Origin of the sequence: Pseudomonas sp. AF03-9 (assembly GCF_020515815.1) — a bacterium.
Lineage (GTDB): Bacteria > Pseudomonadota > Gammaproteobacteria > Pseudomonadales > Pseudomonadaceae > Aquipseudomonas.
This window is the reverse complement of sequence record NZ_JAHPJF010000001.1, coordinates 537,332-553,087: the sequence shown is the minus strand read 5'-3', so window position 1 is coordinate 553,087 and position 15,756 is coordinate 537,332. Positions and strand designations below refer to the sequence as shown.

The following is a 15,756-nucleotide window of genomic DNA, read 5'->3' as shown; positions in this document are numbered from 1 at the left end:
GACGATGAAAATCGGTGTAATCGGTGGCGGCCAACTGGGTCGCATGCTGGCCCTGGCGGGAACCCCGCTGGGGATGAACTTCGCTTTCCTGGACCCGGCGCCGGACGCTTGTGCGGCGGCCCTGGGTGAACACCTGCGCGCTGACTACAGCGACCCGGACCACCTGCGTCAACTGGCCGACGAAGTCGACCTGGTGACCTTCGAGTTCGAAAGCGTCCCGGCCGAGACCGTGGCCTTCCTGTCGCAGTTCGTGCCGGTGTACCCGAGCGCCGAAGCCTTGCGCATCGCTCGCGACCGCTGGTTCGAGAAAAGCATGTTCAAGGACCTGGGCATTCCGACCCCGGCCTTCGCCGACATCCAGTCCCAGGCGGACCTGGACGCCGCCGTCGCCAGCATCGGCCTGCCGGCCGTGCTGAAAACCCGCACCCTGGGTTACGACGGCAAGGGCCAGAAAGTCCTGCGCACCGCCGCTGATGTGGTCGACACCTTCGCCGAACTGGGCAGCGTCGCCTGCCTGCTGGAAGGCTTCGTGCCGTTCACCGGCGAAGTCTCGCTGATCGCCGTGCGTGCCCGTGATGGCGAAACCCGCTTCTACCCGTTGGTGCACAACACCCACGACAGCGGCATCCTCAAGCTGTCCGTGGCCAGCACTGATCACCCGTTGCAGGCCCTGGCCGAAGACTATTCCAGCCGCGTGCTCAAGCAGCTGGATTACGTTGGGGTAATGGCGTTCGAGTTCTTTGAAGTAGACGGTGGCCTCAAGGCCAACGAAATCGCGCCGCGGGTGCACAACTCCGGGCACTGGACCAACGAAGGCGCCGAGTGCAGCCAGTTCGAAAACCACCTGCGGGCGGTGGCGGGCTTGCCGTTGGGCTCCACGGCCAAGGTTGGCGAGAGCGCAATGCTCAACTTCATCGGCGTGGTACCGCCGGTTGAAAAAGTCATCGCCATCGACGACTGCCACTTGCATCACTACGGCAAGGCCTTCAAGGCCGGGCGCAAGGTCGGCCATGCCAACCTGCGCTGCAAGGACCGCGCGACGCTGGAAGCGCAGATCCTCAAGGTTGAAGCGCTGATCGCCGAGCAATAAGCCAAGTCCGACGGGAACCATTGTTGACCGTCGTCTCTCTGATTGCAGGATGCCAAAGCCTGTCTAGGCTTTGGCATAGCTCACCTACATTCAGAGGGAAATGCCATGGGTATCATCGGAACCATCTTTATCGGCTTGATCGTCGGTCTGCTCGCGCGTTTCCTCAAGCCAGGCGACGACAGCATGGGCTGGATCATGACCATCCTGCTGGGTATCGCCGGCTCCCTTGCCGCGACCTATGGTGGCCAGGCGCTGGGTATCTACCAGGCAGGCCAGGGCGCGGGCTTCATTGGTGCGCTGGTCGGCGCGATCATCCTGCTGGTGATCTACGGTCTGATCAAAAAGAAATGATCTAAGCGACAAAGCCCTCTGCGCTGCGCAGGCGCAGAGGGCTAGAATGCTCGCCACCTGTACTTGTCGAGCCTCTCCATGCGCCGTCTTTTGTTGACTCTCCTCTTGCTCGGCTCCGGCCTGGCCCACGCCGGTGAACTGCCGGAAACCGATTGGCTCGACCTGATGCCGCTGTCGGACCAGAAAGCCCTCGAAGCGATGCCCGAGATCGACCACAACTCCCCCGAAGCCCAGGGCACCTTTACCGACAAAGGTGGCTTGAAGCAGAGCAAAGGCTTGCCGGCGGTGATGTATTCGACCAAGACCGTGGCCGCCATGAACGGCAAGAATATCCGCATCGGCGGCTACCCGGTGCCGCTGGAAACCGACGCCAAGGGCCGCAGCACGCTGTTCTTCCTGGTGCCGTACCCGGGCGCCTGCATCCACGTGCCGCCACCGCCACCGAACCAACTGGTGCTGGTGCGTTATCCCAAGGGGCTGAAGCTGGATGACATCTACACGCCGCTGTGGGTCACGGGCACGTTGAAGGTGGAGAAGGTCAACAATGACCTGGCGGATGCAGCGTATGCGCTGGATGCTGGCAAGGTGAGGGTGGTAAAGGAGTCGGATCTCTAACGCCTGGCGAAGATCTAATGTGGGAGCGGGCTCCCACATTTTGATCAGCGCTTACAGGCCGAGACCTGTAATGCTCACGCCCAGGGTGTGGCTTCGGCCGGGTGCCAACTCAACAACATCATCCAGCACATTCGCCGTCTCGATGCACAACATGCCCGTCCAGCCGTCATCGGCCATGTCATCAAACGCCTTGGCGCGTTCGGTCCACGGGTTCCAGATCACGGTGGATTTCGAGCCCTGGCTGGTGAGCTGGATGCGGCGCTGCCAATCCTGGTCGACAATGTTCAACTGCGCCGGGGTATCCAGATAGATGCGATCGGTCTCGGCGTTGAAGTGCAGCAGCCCGCTCTGTCGTTTGGTCGTCCAGCCGTCGGCGGTGTCGATATAGGCCGTTGCGTCCAACCCTTCGACGTGCACGTTACGCACATCGCTCACGGCGAAATAGGTGTGCAGCGCCTGGCTCAGGGTCACGGTGTCGGTACCACGGTTGTGGCTGGTCAGGCGGATATGCAGTTGTTCGTCCAGCAGCAGGCTCAAGATCAGCTCGACCTGGTGGGGCCAGCCGGGGAAGCCGCCCGCCGGCACAGGCAAGACCAGGTCGATACGCAGGGCGTCGCCTTCAAGCTCGGTCGTGGCCAATTCCCACAACGCAGTGCGCGCAAAACCATGGGCACCGGCCGGCTGCTCGCTCTGGCGCATCGCCTTGACGCTCTGTGGGTTGCGCTCAAACACACCAAACCACGGCCAGCACACCGGCACGCCGGTGCGGATGCCTTTGCCTTGCTTGAACACCGCTTGCGGGTTCGGCCAGATCAGCGGCTGCTCGCCATCACGCTTGTAACTGAAGATATGCGCGCCCTGTTGGGCCACCATCAATTCAGCGCCGTTGTGGCGGATGCGCCAGCAGTCCAGCTCATCCAGTTTCACGGTTTCAACGTGGGGCGTAGGCATAACAGCGCTCTCAAATGGCAGGCAATGGGGCAATTGACCGTCAAAACCCCGCGAGGTTTAACGGGCGCGCGATGGAACCGAGCGCGTGCGGCCACTGCCGTCGATGGCGACGAACACGAACACCGCCTCGGTGACCTTGCGCCATTCGCTGGACAGCGGGTCGTCGCTCCACACTTCGACCATCATCTGGATCGAGCTGCGACCGATTTCCAGGGCCTGGGTATAAAAGGACAGTTGTGCGCCCACGGCGACCGGCACCAGGAACGCCATGCGGTCGATGGCCACGGTGGCGACACGGCCACCTGCGACCTTGCTGGCCATGGCGGTGCCGGCGAGGTCCATCTGCGCGACCAGCCAGCCGCCGAAAATATCGCCAAAGCCGTTGGTTTCACGGGGAAGCGCGGTGATTTGCAGGGCGAGATCGCCTTGCGGGATGGGGTCTTCTTGTTCGAGTTCGATCATGCCGAGGATGCCTCTCAAGACTGCGGGTCTGGCGCGTGCAAGGGCCGAGTATATCGGGAGCCTCGCGCCGCGACGACCGTCTATGGCTGATTTGGTCGGCAATTCGCCGCTGTATTGCGGCTTTTTCCGACAACTGTGCTTCTGGTGTGCTTTTGCAAGCGATTTGCTATCGTGCCCAACCGTCCTGGCTCAGCCAGCACCTCGGATCTGCCGTTCTGACTAATAAGAGAAGCCTTGCCATGTCCTCCGTGCCCGCAAGCAGTGCGCAACCTTCGCGCCCGCTGACCCGCAACGACTATAAAACCCTGTCGCTGTCTGCCTTGGGCGGGGCGCTGGAATTTTATGATTTCATTATTTTCGTGTTTTTCGCCACCGTGGTCGGAAAACTCTTTTTCCCCGTCGATATGCCTGAATGGCTGCGCATGATGCAGACCTTCGGCATCTTTGCCGCCGGCTACCTGGCACGCCCGCTGGGCGGCATCATCATGGCGCACTTCGGCGACCTGCTGGGTCGCAAGAAGATGTTCACCCTGAGTATCTTCATGATGGCCGTGCCGACCCTGATCATGGGCCTGCTGCCGACCTACGCGCAGATCGGCCTGTGGGCGCCGATCCTGTTGCTGCTGATGCGCGTGATCCAGGGCGCGGCGATTGGCGGCGAAGTACCGGGCGCCTGGGTGTTCGTCTCCGAACATGTACCGCCGCGCCACGTCGGTTATGCCTGCGGCACCCTGACCAGCGGCCTCACCGCCGGCATTCTGCTGGGTTCGCTGGTGGCGACGGCCATCAACACCCTGTACACCCCGGTAGAGGTTTCGGATTTCGCCTGGCGCATCCCGTTCCTGCTTGGCGGTGTGTTCGGCCTGTTGTCGGTGTACCTGCGTCGCTGGCTGCATGAAACGCCGATCTTCGCCGAGATGCAGCAACGCAAGACCCTGGCCGCCGAACTGCCGCTGCGTGCGGTTTTGCGTGACCATCGTGGTGCCATCGTGCTGTCGATGCTGCTGACCTGGCTGCTGTCGGCCGGTATCGTCGTGGTCATCCTGATGACCCCGACCGTGCTGCAGACCGTCTACCACTTCGCGCCGACCATCGCCCTGCAAGCCAACAGCCTGGCCATCGTCACCTTGAGCCTGGGCTGCATCCTCTCCGGTGCCCTGGCCGACCGTTTCGGCGCTGGCCGTGTGCTGGTCGCCGGTTGCCTGTTGCTGCTGGGCAGCTCGTGGACCCTGTACCACAGCCTCTTCCAGCATCCGGACTGGCTGTTCCCGCTGTACGCCCTGACCGGTTTGTTCGTCGGCACCATCGGCGTGGTGCCTTACGTGATGGTGAAAGCCTTCCCACCCGTGGTGCGCTTCAGCGGCTTGTCGTTTTCCTACAACGTCGCCTACGCCATCTTTGGCGGCCTGACGCCGCTGGCGGTGTCGTTGCTGATGAAGGAAAGCCCGATGGGCCCTGCCTACTATGTCGCCGTGCTGTGTGTGATGGGGATGTTGGTGGGTGGGTATCTGTGGAAGCGTTCCCGCTAAGCGCTTGAGAGTGATCGTTCCTATGCAATGTAGGAACGATCACATTACAGAGTATTTCTGAGCCACCCCCGTTGTTGCCAAACCCCCCGTATTCTCGGCCTTTCCCCGTTTAGCTGCGTTTAAAGCCAATACTGGCCTTTCATCTAATTGTCATATTCCAGACATAGAGTGTTCACACGGCCTACCGATACTTGGCCCCGATCCAACTATCCCTATCTGCTAGGAGTAAGGCATGAAACTGAAGCGTTTGATGGCGGCTATGACATTTGTCGCTGCTGGCGTTGCGACTGCTAACGCATTCGCCGCTGTTGACCCAGCTATCCCGAGCTACACCAAGACCACCGGTGTGTCGGGCAACTTGTCCAGCGTTGGTTCTGACACCCTGGCCAACCTGATGACCCTGTGGGCTGAGTCCTACAAAAAAGAATACCCGAACGTAAACATCCAGATTCAGGCCGCTGGCTCCGCCACCGCGCCACCTGCGTTGACTGAAGGCACCTCCAACCTGGGCCCGATGAGCCGCAAGATGAAGGACACCGAACTGGCTGCCTTCGAGCAGAAGTACGGCTACAAGCCAACCGCTATCCCGGTTGCCGTGGACGCCCTGGCTGTATTCGTACACAAGGACAACCCGATTCAGCACCTGACCATGGAACAAGTCGACGCGATCTTCTCCTCGACTCGTCTGTGCGGCGGCAAAGCTGACGTAAAAACCTGGGGTGACCTGGGTGTGACTGGCGACCTGGCCAACAAGCCAGTGCAACTGTTCGGTCGTAACTCGGTATCCGGCACTTACGGCTACTTCAAAGAAGAAGCCCTGTGCAAAGGCGACTACAAGCCAAACGTGAACGAACAACCAGGCTCGGCTTCGGTCGTGCAGTCGATCAGCTCCTCGCTGAACGGCATCGGTTACTCGGGCATCGGCTACAAGACTGCAAGCGTGAAGACCGTTGCCCTGGCTAAAAAAGGCAGCACTGACTTCATCGAAGACAGCGAAGAAAACGCCCTGAACGGCAAATACCCGCTGTCGCGTTTCCTCTACGTTTACGTCAACAAAGCCCCGAACAAGCCTCTGGCTCCGCTGGAAGCTGAGTTCGTGAAACTGGTGCTGTCCAAACAGGGCCAGGAAGTTGTCGTGAAAGACGGCTACATCCCACTGCCAGCCAAAGTTGCCGCCAAGGCCCTGGCTGACCTGGGTTTGAAAGAAGGCGCCAAGTAAGCCTGCAATACCTGGTGTAGCAGCGGGCCCAGTGGGAGTGGGCTTGCTCGCGAAGGCGGTGTATCAGTTGCCACTGTGTTGAATGACACGCCGCCTTCGCGAGCAAGCCCGCTCCCACACACGCAAACCGGTCTACACCTCCTAATTTTCAGTCCGCTGCCAGCTCTGCTACGCGGCGGATTTCTTGCGTCACTGCATTGTCATCTTTCTGTCATACAGGATCGCTAGGGTGTGCGCATGAATGATCTGGCCAATTCCACCATGACGACGACTTCTCCTCCCAAGCGCATTGATTTCAATACGCCTGAGCTGCAACGCAAGCGCCGCATTCGCGCGCTCAAAGATCGCCTGACCCGTTGGTACGTGTTGATCGGCGGCCTCGCCGTCCTCGGCGCTATCACCCTGATCTTCTTCTTCCTCGCCTACGTGGTCGCGCCGTTGTTCCAGGGCGCCTCGCTGACCAAGGAAGACGCCTTGACGCCCGCCTGGATGCAGGACGCCGGCAAACCGTTGATGATCTCCCTCGAAGAGCAGAACCAGGTCGCCATGCGGGTTTCCGACAAGGGCCAGGCACTGTTCTTCAATGTCGAAAACGGCGCCGAACTCAAGCGTGTCGACCTGCCGCTGCCTGCCGGTACAAGCGTTGCTTCCATTGGTGAAGACCAACCGGGCAGCCCACTGGTGATCCTTGGTTTGTCCAATGGGCAGTCCCTGGTATTCCGCCACACCTATAAGGTGTCCTACCCGGACGGCAAGAAGACGATTACGCCTGCGATTGAATACCCCTACGGTGAAACGCCGATCGTCCTGGATGACGCCGGTCGCCCACTGGAGCACGTTGCGCTCAACGCTACGGATTCGTCCCTGGTGGTCGCCGGTTCCGCCGGTTCGCACCTGAACGTGCTGTCCCTGAGCCGCGAAGAAAACATGATGACCGGCGAAGTCACCAGCGAGCAGAAGCGTATCGAGCTGCCGCAAATGACCGAACCGGTGAAGGCGATCTTCATCGATCCGCGCCAACAGTGGCTGTACGTAATCAACGGTCGCGCCCTGGCCGATGTGTTCAGCCTGCGCGACAAGAGCCTCAACGGTCGCTACAAATTGTTGGAAGATGGCACCGCCGAAATCACCGCCAGCACCCAGCTGGTTGGCGGTATCTCGCTGATCGTCGGTAACTCCAAGGGCGGCCTGGCCCAGTGGTTCATGGCCCGCGACCCGGATGGCGAGCAGCGTCTGAAGCAGATCCGCACCTTCCAGATGGGCACTGCGCCGGTTGTTGAAATCACCGCCGAAGAACGTCGCAAAGGCTTCACCGCCCTGGATGCTTCCGGCAAGTTCGGTGTGTTCCACAGCACCGCTCATCGCACCTTGCTGGTGGATCAAGTGGTCGACGCCCAGGGCGTGTTCGGCTTGTCGCCACGGGCCAACCGCGTGATCGTGGAAGCCGGTGGCAAGCTGCAACCGCTGGCGCTGGACAACCCGCACCCGGAAGTTTCGTGGAGCGCGTTGTGGAGCAAAGTCTGGTACGAGAACTACGACGAGCCTAAATACGTCTGGCAATCGACCGCCGCCAACACCGACTTCGAACCCAAGATGAGCCTGGCGCCACTGACCTTCGGTACGCTGAAGGCGGCGTTCTACGCCATGTTGTTGGCCGCGCCACTGGCTGTCGCCGCGGCGATCTACACCGCTTACTTCATGGCCCCGAGCCTGCGCCGCAAGGTCAAGCCGGTGATCGAACTGATGGAAGCGATGCCGACGGTGATCCTCGGCTTCTTCGCCGGCCTGTTCCTGGCGCCGTATGTCGAAGGGCATCTGCCGGGGATTTTCAGCCTGTTGATGCTGCTGCCGATTGGCATCCTGGTGGCCGGCTTCATCTTCAGCCGCTTGCCTGAGTCGATCCGCCTGCGTGTTCCCGATGGCTGGGAAAGCGCGATCCTGATCCCGGTGATCCTGTTTGTGGGCTGGCTCTCGCTGTACATGAGCCCGTACCTGGAAACCTGGTTCTTCGGCGGCGACATGCGCATGTGGATCTCCCACGACCTGGGCATCACCTACGACCAGCGCAACGCCCTGGTCGTCGGCCTGGCCATGGGTTTTGCGGTTATCCCGAACATCTATTCCATCGCCGAAGACGCCGTGTTCAGCGTACCGCGTGGCCTGACCCTGGGCTCGCTGGCCCTGGGTGCCACGCCGTGGCAGACCATGACCCGCGTAGTGATCCTGACCGCCAGCCCGGGCATCTTCTCGGCCCTGATGATCGGCATGGGCCGCGCCGTCGGCGAGACCATGATCGTGCTGATGGCCACCGGGAACACCCCGGTGATGGAGATGAACCTGTTCGAAGGCCTGCGCACGCTGGCGGCGAACGTCGCGGTGGAAATGCCCGAGTCGGAAGTGGGCGGCAGTCACTACCGCGTGCTGTTCCTCTCGGCGCTGGTGCTGCTGCTGTTCACCTTCATCATGAACACCCTCGCCGAGCTGATCCGTCAGCGTCTGCGCAAGAAATACTCGTCGCTTTAAGAAAGGTAGAAGTCTGTGAAACAGAACTCCCTGAATGGATGGTTCAAGAGCGGCGCCCCAGGCGTCTGGATCAGCGGTGGCGCGGTGTCCATCGCGGTCATCATGACCATTGGTTTGCTGGCTGTGATTGCGGTGCGTGGTTTGGGCCACTTCTGGCCGGCTGACCTGATCCAGGCCAACTACAGCGTACCGGGCCAGGCAAACCACATCGTCATCGGCGAAGTGGTGCAGAAAGAAGAAGTGCCGCGTGAGCGCCTCAAAAGCGCTGGCCTGCCCGTGCCGGAACAAGGCCCGGAATTCATGACCCGCGAGCTGATCAAGGTCGGCAACCGGGACTTGAACGGCAACGACTTCACCTGGATCGTCGGCGAGTGGCTCAAGGACCAGACCAAGCCGGTCGAGCTGATGGCCATCGAGCGCCGTGAGTGGGGTAACTTCTACGGCACCCTGGTCAACGTCAAGCAAGATGGCAAGATCATCGCCGAAGGCGAGGCTGCGTGGCCGGAGTTGCAAGCCCGCGTTGACCGCGTGAACAAGTTGGCTGCCCAGCTCAAGAGCCTGGAAAAAACCGACATCGGCGCGATCAACGCTGGTTTGGAACGCATCCGCCTGCACGGTCGCAAGCTGGAACTGGAAGGCAAGCTTGATGCTGCCGCCCAGGCCGACATGGCTGCCGACCGCGCCGAGCTGAATGCCCGTTACCAAGACATCGAAGCGCGCCTGGCCGATCTGCACACCCAGTTCAACCGTGACGCACTGACCGCCCGTGACGGCAACGGCAAGGAAGTCGAGATCGGCATCGGCAAAGTGGTGCACGCCTACCAGCCGAACGCCATGGGCACCTTTACCAAGATCGGCTTCTACTTCAGCAAGGTCTGGGAGTTCCTCAGCGATGACCCGCGGGAAGCCAACACCGAAGGCGGGATCTTCCCGGCGATCTTCGGCACCGTGATGATGACCCTGATCATGGCGATGATCGTGACGCCGTTCGGCGTACTGGCGGCGGTTTACCTGCGTGAATACGCCAAGCAGAACGCGCTGACCCGCATCATCCGCATCGCCGTGAACAACCTGGCCGGCGTACCGGCCATCGTCTACGGCGTTTTCGGCCTGGGCTTCTTCGTGTATGTACTGGGTGGTTCGGTAGACCGCCTGTTCTTCGCCGAAGCCCTGCCGGCCCCGACCTTTGGTACGCCGGGCCTGTTGTGGGCCTCGCTGACCCTGGCACTGCTGGCGGTGCCGGTGGTGATCGTGGCCACCGAAGAAGGCCTGGCGCGGATTCCCCGCACCGTGCGTGAAGGTTCCCTGGCACTCGGCGCGACCAAGGCGGAAACGCTGTGGAAGATCGTGCTGCCGATGGCCAGCCCGGCGATGATGACCGGCATGATCCTCGCCGTGGCCCGCGCCGCCGGTGAAGTGGCGCCGCTGATGCTGGTAGGGGTAGTGAAACTGGCGCCGTCGCTGCCGCTGGATGGCAACTACCCGTACCTGCACCTGGACCAGAAGATCATGCACCTGGGCTTCCATATCTACGACGTCGGCTTCCAGAGCCCCAACGTCGAAGCGGCACGGCCACTGGTGTACGCCACCGCCTTGCTGCTGGTGCTGGTGATCGCCACGCTGAACTTGTCGGCGGTGTGGATTCGTAACCACCTGCGCGAAAAATACAAAGCGTTGGATAGCTGATCTGAATTGAACGCGGACTAAATGTGGGAGCGGGCTTGCTCGCGAATGCGGTGTCTCAGTAACACTTAGGTCGACTGACCGGACGCCTTCGCGAGCAAGCCCGCTCCCACACAACGAATTGGTAGCACAGGGAGCATCCCATGCAACACGAAACCCATTCCCACGGCATCAACATGTCTGCCCTGGGTCGCGACAAGCAGAGCCTGAGCCTGGCCCAGGAAACCGTGGCCATCGAAGTACCGGGCCTGAGCCTGTACTACGGTGAGAAGCAGGCGCTGTTCGACGTCAGCATGAACATCCCCAAGCAGCGCGTGACCGCCTTCATCGGCCCGTCGGGCTGCGGCAAGTCCACGCTGCTGCGCACCTTCAACCGCATGAACGACCTGGTGGACGGTTGCCGCGTCGACGGCGCCATCAACCTCTACGGCAGCAACATCTATCGCAAGGGCGAGGATGTGGCCGAGCTGCGTCGTCGCGTGGGCATGGTGTTCCAGAAGCCCAACCCGTTCCCCAAGACCATCTACGAAAACGTGGTCTACGGCCTGCGCATCCAGGGCATCAACAAGAAGCGCATCCTCGACGAAGCGGTTGAGTGGGCCTTGAAAGGCGCGGCGCTGTGGGACGAAGTGAAGGACCGCCTGCATGATTCGGCACTCGGCCTGTCCGGCGGCCAGCAGCAACGTCTGGTGATCGCACGGACCATCGCCGTGGAGCCGGAAGTACTGCTGCTCGACGAACCGTGCTCGGCACTCGACCCGATCTCGACGCTGAAAGTCGAAGAGCTGATCTACGAGCTCAAATCCAAGTTCACCATCGTCATCGTGACCCACAACATGCAACAGGCGGCGCGGGTTTCCGACTACACCGCATTCATGTACATGGGCAAGTTGGTGGAATTCGGCGATACCGATACCCTGTTCACCAATCCGGCGAAGAAGCAGACCGAAGACTACATCACCGGTCGCTACGGCTAGTCAGCCGTGGTTCTGATTGCACTGACGCTGCGGTTCTCCGCACCTTACCGGACGCTCCAAGGACGCCAACATGATTAGCAAAGAAGGCCTTACCCACCACATCTCCGCGCAGTTCAACGCCGAGCTTGAGGAAGTGCGCAGCCACCTCCTGGCGATGGGCGGTCTGGTGGAGAAGCAAGTCAACGACGCCGTGACCGCGCTGATCGAGGCCGACTCGGGCCTGGCCCAGCAAGTGCGTGAGATCGACGACCAGATCAACCAGATGGAACGCAATATCGACGAAGAATGCCTGCGCATTCTGGCCCGTCGCCAGCCGGCGGCGTCCGACCTGCGTTTGATCATCAGCATCTCCAAGTCGGTGATCGACCTGGAGCGCATCGGCGACGAAGCCACCAAGATCGCCCGTCGTGCCATCCAGCTGTGCGAAGAAGGCGAAGCGCCGCGTGGTTATGTGGAAGTGCGCCACATTGGCGACCAAGTACGCAATATGGTGCGTGATGCACTGGACGCGTTCGCCCGTTTCGACGCCGAGCTGGCGCTGTCCGTCGCCCAGTACGACAAGATCATCGACCGCGAATACAAGACCGCGCTGCGTGAACTGGCGACCTACATGATGGAAGACCCGCGCTCTATCTCGCGGGTCTTGAGCATTATCTGGGTACTGCGTTCGCTGGAGCGGATCGGCGACCACGCGCGCAACATTTCGGAGCTGGTGATCTACCTGGTGCGCGGCACCGACGTACGGCACATGGGGCTCAAGCGCATGAAGGCCGAAGTTGAAGGCTCGACCGATCAAATCCCTAATGTTCCCGGCGAATCTGACGATAAGTAAGGTTGCCCGAGAAATTAACGCCCGGCCATTGGCCGGGCGTTTTCGTTTGTGGCTTCTGAATTTTTTGCGCGGCAGGCGTAATAAAGTCCTGCTGTGACTAACGAGTTTTGGCAAAATGCCACCAGTCAGGCGTCTTGCGTGCCGAAGTTTTTATAGGATGAAGGGTCGATGAGTAAAGTCAGTGTATTGGTGGTGGATGACGCCTCGTTTATCCGCGATCTGGTGAAGAAGTGCCTGCGCAACTACTTCCCTGGGATCAAGCTTGAAGATGCGGTGAACGGCAAGAAGGCCCAGACCATCCTGATGCGCGAGACGTTCGACCTGGTGCTGTGCGACTGGGAAATGCCCGAGATGTCCGGCCTTGAGCTGTTGACCTGGTGCCGCGAACAGCCTCATCTCAAAGCCATGCCGTTCGTGATGGTGACCAGCCGTGGCGACAAGGAAAACGTGGTCCAGGCGATCCAGGCCGGGGTTTCCGGCTATGTCAGCAAGCCATTCACCAACGAGCAGTTGCTGAACAAGGTCAAGCAGGCCCTGCACAAGGTCGGCCGCCTCGACGCCCTGGTTGCCAGCGCACCGACCAAGATGAACTCGGCTTTCGGCAACGACTCCCTGAGCGCCCTGACCGGCGGCAAACCCGAAGCCGCTCGCACGGCGCCGGCGGCCGCCCCCGCGCCTGCGCCGAACCGAGGCCTGCTCAACAGCCAGCCGGTGCAGGCACCTGCCGCGGCGGCCGCGCCGGCGGCTGGGCGCGGCCAGGGCCAGTTGCGCCTGTCCAGTGGCACCCAGCAATGCGTGATCAAGGGCCTGAGCATCAAGGAGGCGCTGTTGGTGGTGCGTCGCGGTGAGGTCCTGCCCCAGGTATTGGAAAGCGCCGTGCTCGACCTTGAGCAAGGCGACAACGCCGAAGTCGCACGCCTCAACGGCTACCTGCACGCCATCGTCGCCCACGAGCCCAAGCCCGACAGCGACTGGCTGCAACTGACCTTCCGGTTTATCGACCAGGACGCGCAGAAGCTCGATTACATCTCCCGCCTGATCGCCCGCGGCACCGCGCAGAAGCATTTTGTGCCGGGTGCGTAACCTTAGGAACGACACCTGAACATTGTGGGAGCGGGCTTGTGTGGGAGCGGGCTTGCTCGCGAATGCGGTGTACCAGTTGATGCATGTGCCGACTGACCCACCGCATTCGCGAGCAAGCCCGCTCCCACCAAGCCCGCACCCACGGTTGATCTGCTTTGCCGCATACAGAGTTGTCATGATTCCTTGCTAGCCTGCCGTTTCATCTCGGCAGGTTCACACCATGCTCATGCGCTGCTTGCTGTGCTGCGGGCTGGCCACGGTTGCCATGTCGGCCCAGGCCATGACCGTCTACAAATCAGTCGATGCCAACGGCAACGTGGTTTACAGCGACCGGCAAACCCCCGGGGCGCAGGCGTTCGTGATCCAGGAGCGCAAGCCCGAGCGGCCCGTGCTCGATAGACCCAAGCCCACTTACTCGTCGCAAGCCTACCGCTACCCGCTGCCCTGGCGCGGTGGGCCGTTCCGTCTGAGCCAAGGGCCCAACGGCAGCTTCAGCCATACCGACGCCAAAAGCCGCTACGCCATGGACATCGCCATGCCCGAAGGCACGCCGATCATCGCGGCGCGCAGCGGCGTGGTGGTGAAAACCGAGAACCAGCAGGCCGGACGTGGCAACGATGCGTCGGGAAATTTTGTGCGGGTGCGCCATGATGACGGCACCGAGGGCGTGTACCTGCACCTCAAGCAAGGTTCGGTCAGCGTTCGGGTGGGGCAACGGGTCGCGGTGGGCAGCCCGCTGGCGCTGTCGGGCAATACCGGCAACAGCAGCGGGCCGCATCTGCATTTTGTGGTGCAGCGCGCCAGTGAGGCGGGGCTGGTGTCGATCCCGTATGAGTTCAACCAGCCGGTGGGCGCATTGCCCAACTTTGCGTTGGGCAACTGAGGCTCAATCCAGTAGCAGGACCTTGGCCAATACGATCTTTGGCCCTTTCATCTTCTTGATGATGATCCGCAAGCCTTCGACTTCCAGCACTTCTTCTTCTTCCGGCACCCGTTTCAGGGTTTCGTAGATCAGGCCGGCCAGGGTTTCGGCTTCGATGTGGTCCAGATCGATGCCCAGCAGGCGCTCAATCTTGAACAGCGGCGTGTCGCCACGCACCAACAGCTTGCCCGGCTGATAGGCCAGGATGCCGCGCTCGGCCTTGCGGTGTTCATCCTGGATGTCGCCCACCAGCACTTCCAGCACGTCTTCCATGGTCAGGTAGCCGATGATCTTGCCGTCGGCTTCTTCCACCAGGGCGAAGTGTGCGCCGCCCTTGCGGAACTGCTCCAGCAGCTGCGACAACGGCATATGCCGCGACACGCGCTCCAGCGGGCGGGTCAGCTCGGCCAGGTTGAACGACTCGGGGATGTGGTCCAAAGCCGCCAGTTCCAGCAGCAAATCCTTGATGTGCAGCAGGCCCACGAATTCGTTGCGCACCGCGTCATACACCGGGTAGCGGCTGAATTTGTGGCGGCGGAACAGCGCGAGGATTTCCTTGAGCGGGGCATTGAAGTCCAGGGTCACCAGGTCTTCCCGGGAGTTGGCCCAGTCGACCACTTCCAGTTCGCCCATTTCCACGGCCGAGGCCAGTACGCGCATGCCTTGGTCGCTGGGGTCCTGGCCACGGCTGGAGTGCAGGATCAGCTTGAGTTCTTCGCGGCTGTAATGGTGTTCATGGTGCGGGCCGGGCTCGCCTTGGCCGGCGATACGCAGGATCGCGTTGGCACTGGCGTTGAGCAGGTAGATCGCCGGGTACATCGCCCAATAGAACAGGTACAGCGGCACCGCCGTCCACAGCGACAACAACTCCGGTTTGCGGATCGCCCAGGACTTGGGCGCCAGTTCGCCGACCACGATGTGCAGGTAGGAAATCACAAAGAATGCGGCGAAGAACGATACGCCCTTGATCACTTCCGGCGACTCGACGCCCACGGCGCCCAGCAGCGGCTCGAGGATATGCGCAAACGCCGGTTCGCCGACCCAGCCCAGGCCCAGGGAGGCGAGGGTGATACCCAACTGGCAGGCCGACAGGTAGGCGTCGAGCTGGCTGTGCACGGTGCGCAGGATCTGCCCGCGCCAGCCGTTGGTGTGGGCGATGGCCTCGACCCGGGTCGAGCGCAGTTTGACCATGGCAAATTCCGCCGCAACGAAAAAACCGTTGAGCAGTACCAGGATCAGTGCAAAAAGAATCATGCCGAAGTCGGCGAAGAGTGTAGCGAGGGTGATACCAGGGGAAGGGTCCATGATGGGGTTTTGCAGGTTCCGTGTGTTCAATAAGGGTTAACAGGTGACCCGCAAACGCGGACGCAAGTCGGCCAATGTAGCGGCTGGAGGGGCGCTTGCCTAGTCCGATACGTCGCAAATCCACTGTGGGAGCGGGCTTGTGTGGGAGCGGGCTTGCTCGCGAAGGCGGTTTGTCAGAAAAGGATGTGCTGACTGATACACCGCCTTCGCGAGC

General features: G+C 61.3%; 14 protein-coding genes. 11 read left to right on the top strand and 3 right to left on the bottom strand.

Annotation, left to right across the window (positions count from 1 at the left end):
• The first annotated feature begins 4 nt into the window (after nt 1-4).
• The 3 genes from LIY36_RS02555 to LIY36_RS02545 all read left to right on the top strand — a co-directional run bounded on the left by LIY36_RS02555 (nt 5) and on the right by LIY36_RS02545 (nt 2,056).
• Nucleotides 5-1,090: a 5-(carboxyamino)imidazole ribonucleotide synthase gene (locus tag LIY36_RS02555; RefSeq protein ID WP_226454707.1), complete on the top strand. Its 1,086-nt coding sequence runs from the start codon at nt 5-7 to the stop codon at nt 1,088-1,090.
• Between the two features lie 105 nt (nt 1,091-1,195).
• Nucleotides 1,196-1,441 (top strand): GlsB/YeaQ/YmgE family stress response membrane protein, encoded by a 246-nt coding sequence (locus tag LIY36_RS02550; RefSeq protein WP_016978642.1) that lies wholly within the window; start codon nt 1,196-1,198, stop codon nt 1,439-1,441.
• Between the two features lie 78 nt (nt 1,442-1,519).
• Nucleotides 1,520-2,056, top strand: a complete 537-nt coding sequence (locus LIY36_RS02545; RefSeq protein ID WP_050784921.1) for a DUF3299 domain-containing protein — start codon at nt 1,520-1,522, stop codon at nt 2,054-2,056.
• A gap of 51 nt (nt 2,057-2,107) precedes the next feature.
• On the opposite strand, the gene LIY36_RS02540 is transcribed toward LIY36_RS02545, so the two are convergent.
• Together LIY36_RS02540 and LIY36_RS02535 are read right to left on the bottom strand one after the other, a co-directional pair.
• Nucleotides 2,108-3,007 carry a D-hexose-6-phosphate mutarotase gene (locus LIY36_RS02540; protein ID WP_226454706.1) on the bottom strand — a complete coding sequence of 300 codons (900 nt, stop codon included), beginning with the start codon at nt 3,005-3,007 and terminating at the stop codon, nt 2,108-2,110.
• A gap of 57 nt (nt 3,008-3,064) precedes the next feature.
• Nucleotides 3,065-3,469, bottom strand: a complete 405-nt coding sequence (locus LIY36_RS02535) for an acyl-CoA thioesterase (RefSeq protein ID WP_003176975.1) — start codon at nt 3,467-3,469, stop codon at nt 3,065-3,067.
• Nucleotides 3,470-3,708: 239 nt separating this feature from the next.
• On the opposite strand from LIY36_RS02535, the gene LIY36_RS02530 reads away from it, so the two are divergent.
• The 8 genes from LIY36_RS02530 (at nt 3,709) to LIY36_RS02495 (ending at nt 14,198) form a co-directional block, all read left to right on the top strand.
• Nucleotides 3,709-4,998, top strand: coding sequence for an MFS transporter (locus tag LIY36_RS02530; RefSeq protein WP_226454705.1), 1,290 nt, complete (start codon nt 3,709-3,711; stop codon nt 4,996-4,998).
• A 232-nt stretch (nt 4,999-5,230) separates the two neighbouring features.
• Nucleotides 5,231-6,217 (top strand): phosphate ABC transporter substrate-binding protein PstS, encoded by a 987-nt coding sequence (locus LIY36_RS02525; RefSeq protein ID WP_192298054.1) that lies wholly within the window; start codon nt 5,231-5,233, stop codon nt 6,215-6,217.
• Between the two features lie 489 nt (nt 6,218-6,706).
• A complete protein-coding gene (locus LIY36_RS02520; RefSeq protein ID WP_192298247.1) occupies nt 6,707-8,740 on the top strand; it encodes an ABC transporter permease subunit in 2,034 nt (677 codons plus the stop codon).
• Between the two features lie 15 nt (nt 8,741-8,755).
• A complete protein-coding gene (gene pstA / locus LIY36_RS02515) occupies nt 8,756-10,426 on the top strand; it encodes a phosphate ABC transporter permease PstA (RefSeq protein ID WP_192298053.1) in 1,671 nt (556 codons plus the stop codon).
• 140 nt (nt 10,427-10,566) lie between these two features.
• Nucleotides 10,567-11,400, top strand: a complete 834-nt coding sequence (gene pstB, locus LIY36_RS02510) for a phosphate ABC transporter ATP-binding protein PstB (RefSeq protein ID WP_192298052.1) — start codon at nt 10,567-10,569, stop codon at nt 11,398-11,400.
• Between the two features lie 70 nt (nt 11,401-11,470).
• Nucleotides 11,471-12,232: a phosphate signaling complex protein PhoU gene (gene phoU, locus LIY36_RS02505; RefSeq protein WP_192298051.1), complete on the top strand. Its 762-nt coding sequence runs from the start codon at nt 11,471-11,473 to the stop codon at nt 12,230-12,232.
• Nucleotides 12,233-12,400: 168 nt separating this feature from the next.
• Nucleotides 12,401-13,315, top strand: coding sequence for a response regulator (locus LIY36_RS02500; RefSeq protein WP_226454704.1), 915 nt, complete (start codon nt 12,401-12,403; stop codon nt 13,313-13,315).
• Between the two features lie 220 nt (nt 13,316-13,535).
• Nucleotides 13,536-14,198, top strand: coding sequence for a M23 family metallopeptidase (locus tag LIY36_RS02495; protein ID WP_226454703.1), 663 nt, complete (start codon nt 13,536-13,538; stop codon nt 14,196-14,198).
• A gap of 3 nt (nt 14,199-14,201) precedes the next feature.
• Here the strand turns inward: LIY36_RS02495 and LIY36_RS02490 are convergent, their stop codons facing one another.
• Nucleotides 14,202-15,542: a hemolysin family protein gene (locus LIY36_RS02490; protein ID WP_192298048.1), complete on the bottom strand. Its 1,341-nt coding sequence runs from the start codon at nt 15,540-15,542 to the stop codon at nt 14,202-14,204.
• Between the last annotated feature and the right edge of the window lie 214 nt (nt 15,543-15,756).

Bases quoted from the DNA above. Each gene is read 5' to 3' on its own strand.
- LIY36_RS02555 (WP_226454707.1), top strand. From the start codon at position 5: ATGAAAATCGGTGTAATCGGTGGCGGCCAACTGGGTCGCATGCTGGCC.
- LIY36_RS02550 (WP_016978642.1), top strand. From the start codon at position 1,196: ATGGGTATCATCGGAACCATCTTTATCGGCTTGATCGTCGGTCTGCTC.
- LIY36_RS02545 (WP_050784921.1), top strand. From the start codon at position 1,520: ATGCGCCGTCTTTTGTTGACTCTCCTCTTGCTCGGCTCCGGCCTGGCC.
- LIY36_RS02540 (WP_226454706.1), bottom strand. From the start codon at position 3,007: ATGCCTACGCCCCACGTTGAAACCGTGAAACTGGATGAGCTGGACTGC.
- LIY36_RS02535 (WP_003176975.1), bottom strand. From the start codon at position 3,469: ATGATCGAACTCGAACAAGAAGACCCCATCCCGCAAGGCGATCTCGCC.
- LIY36_RS02530 (WP_226454705.1), top strand. From the start codon at position 3,709: ATGTCCTCCGTGCCCGCAAGCAGTGCGCAACCTTCGCGCCCGCTGACC.
- LIY36_RS02525 (WP_192298054.1), top strand. From the start codon at position 5,231: ATGAAACTGAAGCGTTTGATGGCGGCTATGACATTTGTCGCTGCTGGC.
- LIY36_RS02520 (WP_192298247.1), top strand. From the start codon at position 6,707: ATGCAGGACGCCGGCAAACCGTTGATGATCTCCCTCGAAGAGCAGAAC.
- pstB (WP_192298052.1), top strand. From the start codon at position 10,567: ATGCAACACGAAACCCATTCCCACGGCATCAACATGTCTGCCCTGGGT.
- phoU (WP_192298051.1), top strand. From the start codon at position 11,471: ATGATTAGCAAAGAAGGCCTTACCCACCACATCTCCGCGCAGTTCAAC.
- LIY36_RS02500 (WP_226454704.1), top strand. From the start codon at position 12,401: ATGAGTAAAGTCAGTGTATTGGTGGTGGATGACGCCTCGTTTATCCGC.
- LIY36_RS02495 (WP_226454703.1), top strand. From the start codon at position 13,536: ATGCTCATGCGCTGCTTGCTGTGCTGCGGGCTGGCCACGGTTGCCATG.
- LIY36_RS02490 (WP_192298048.1), bottom strand. From the start codon at position 15,542: ATGGACCCTTCCCCTGGTATCACCCTCGCTACACTCTTCGCCGACTTC.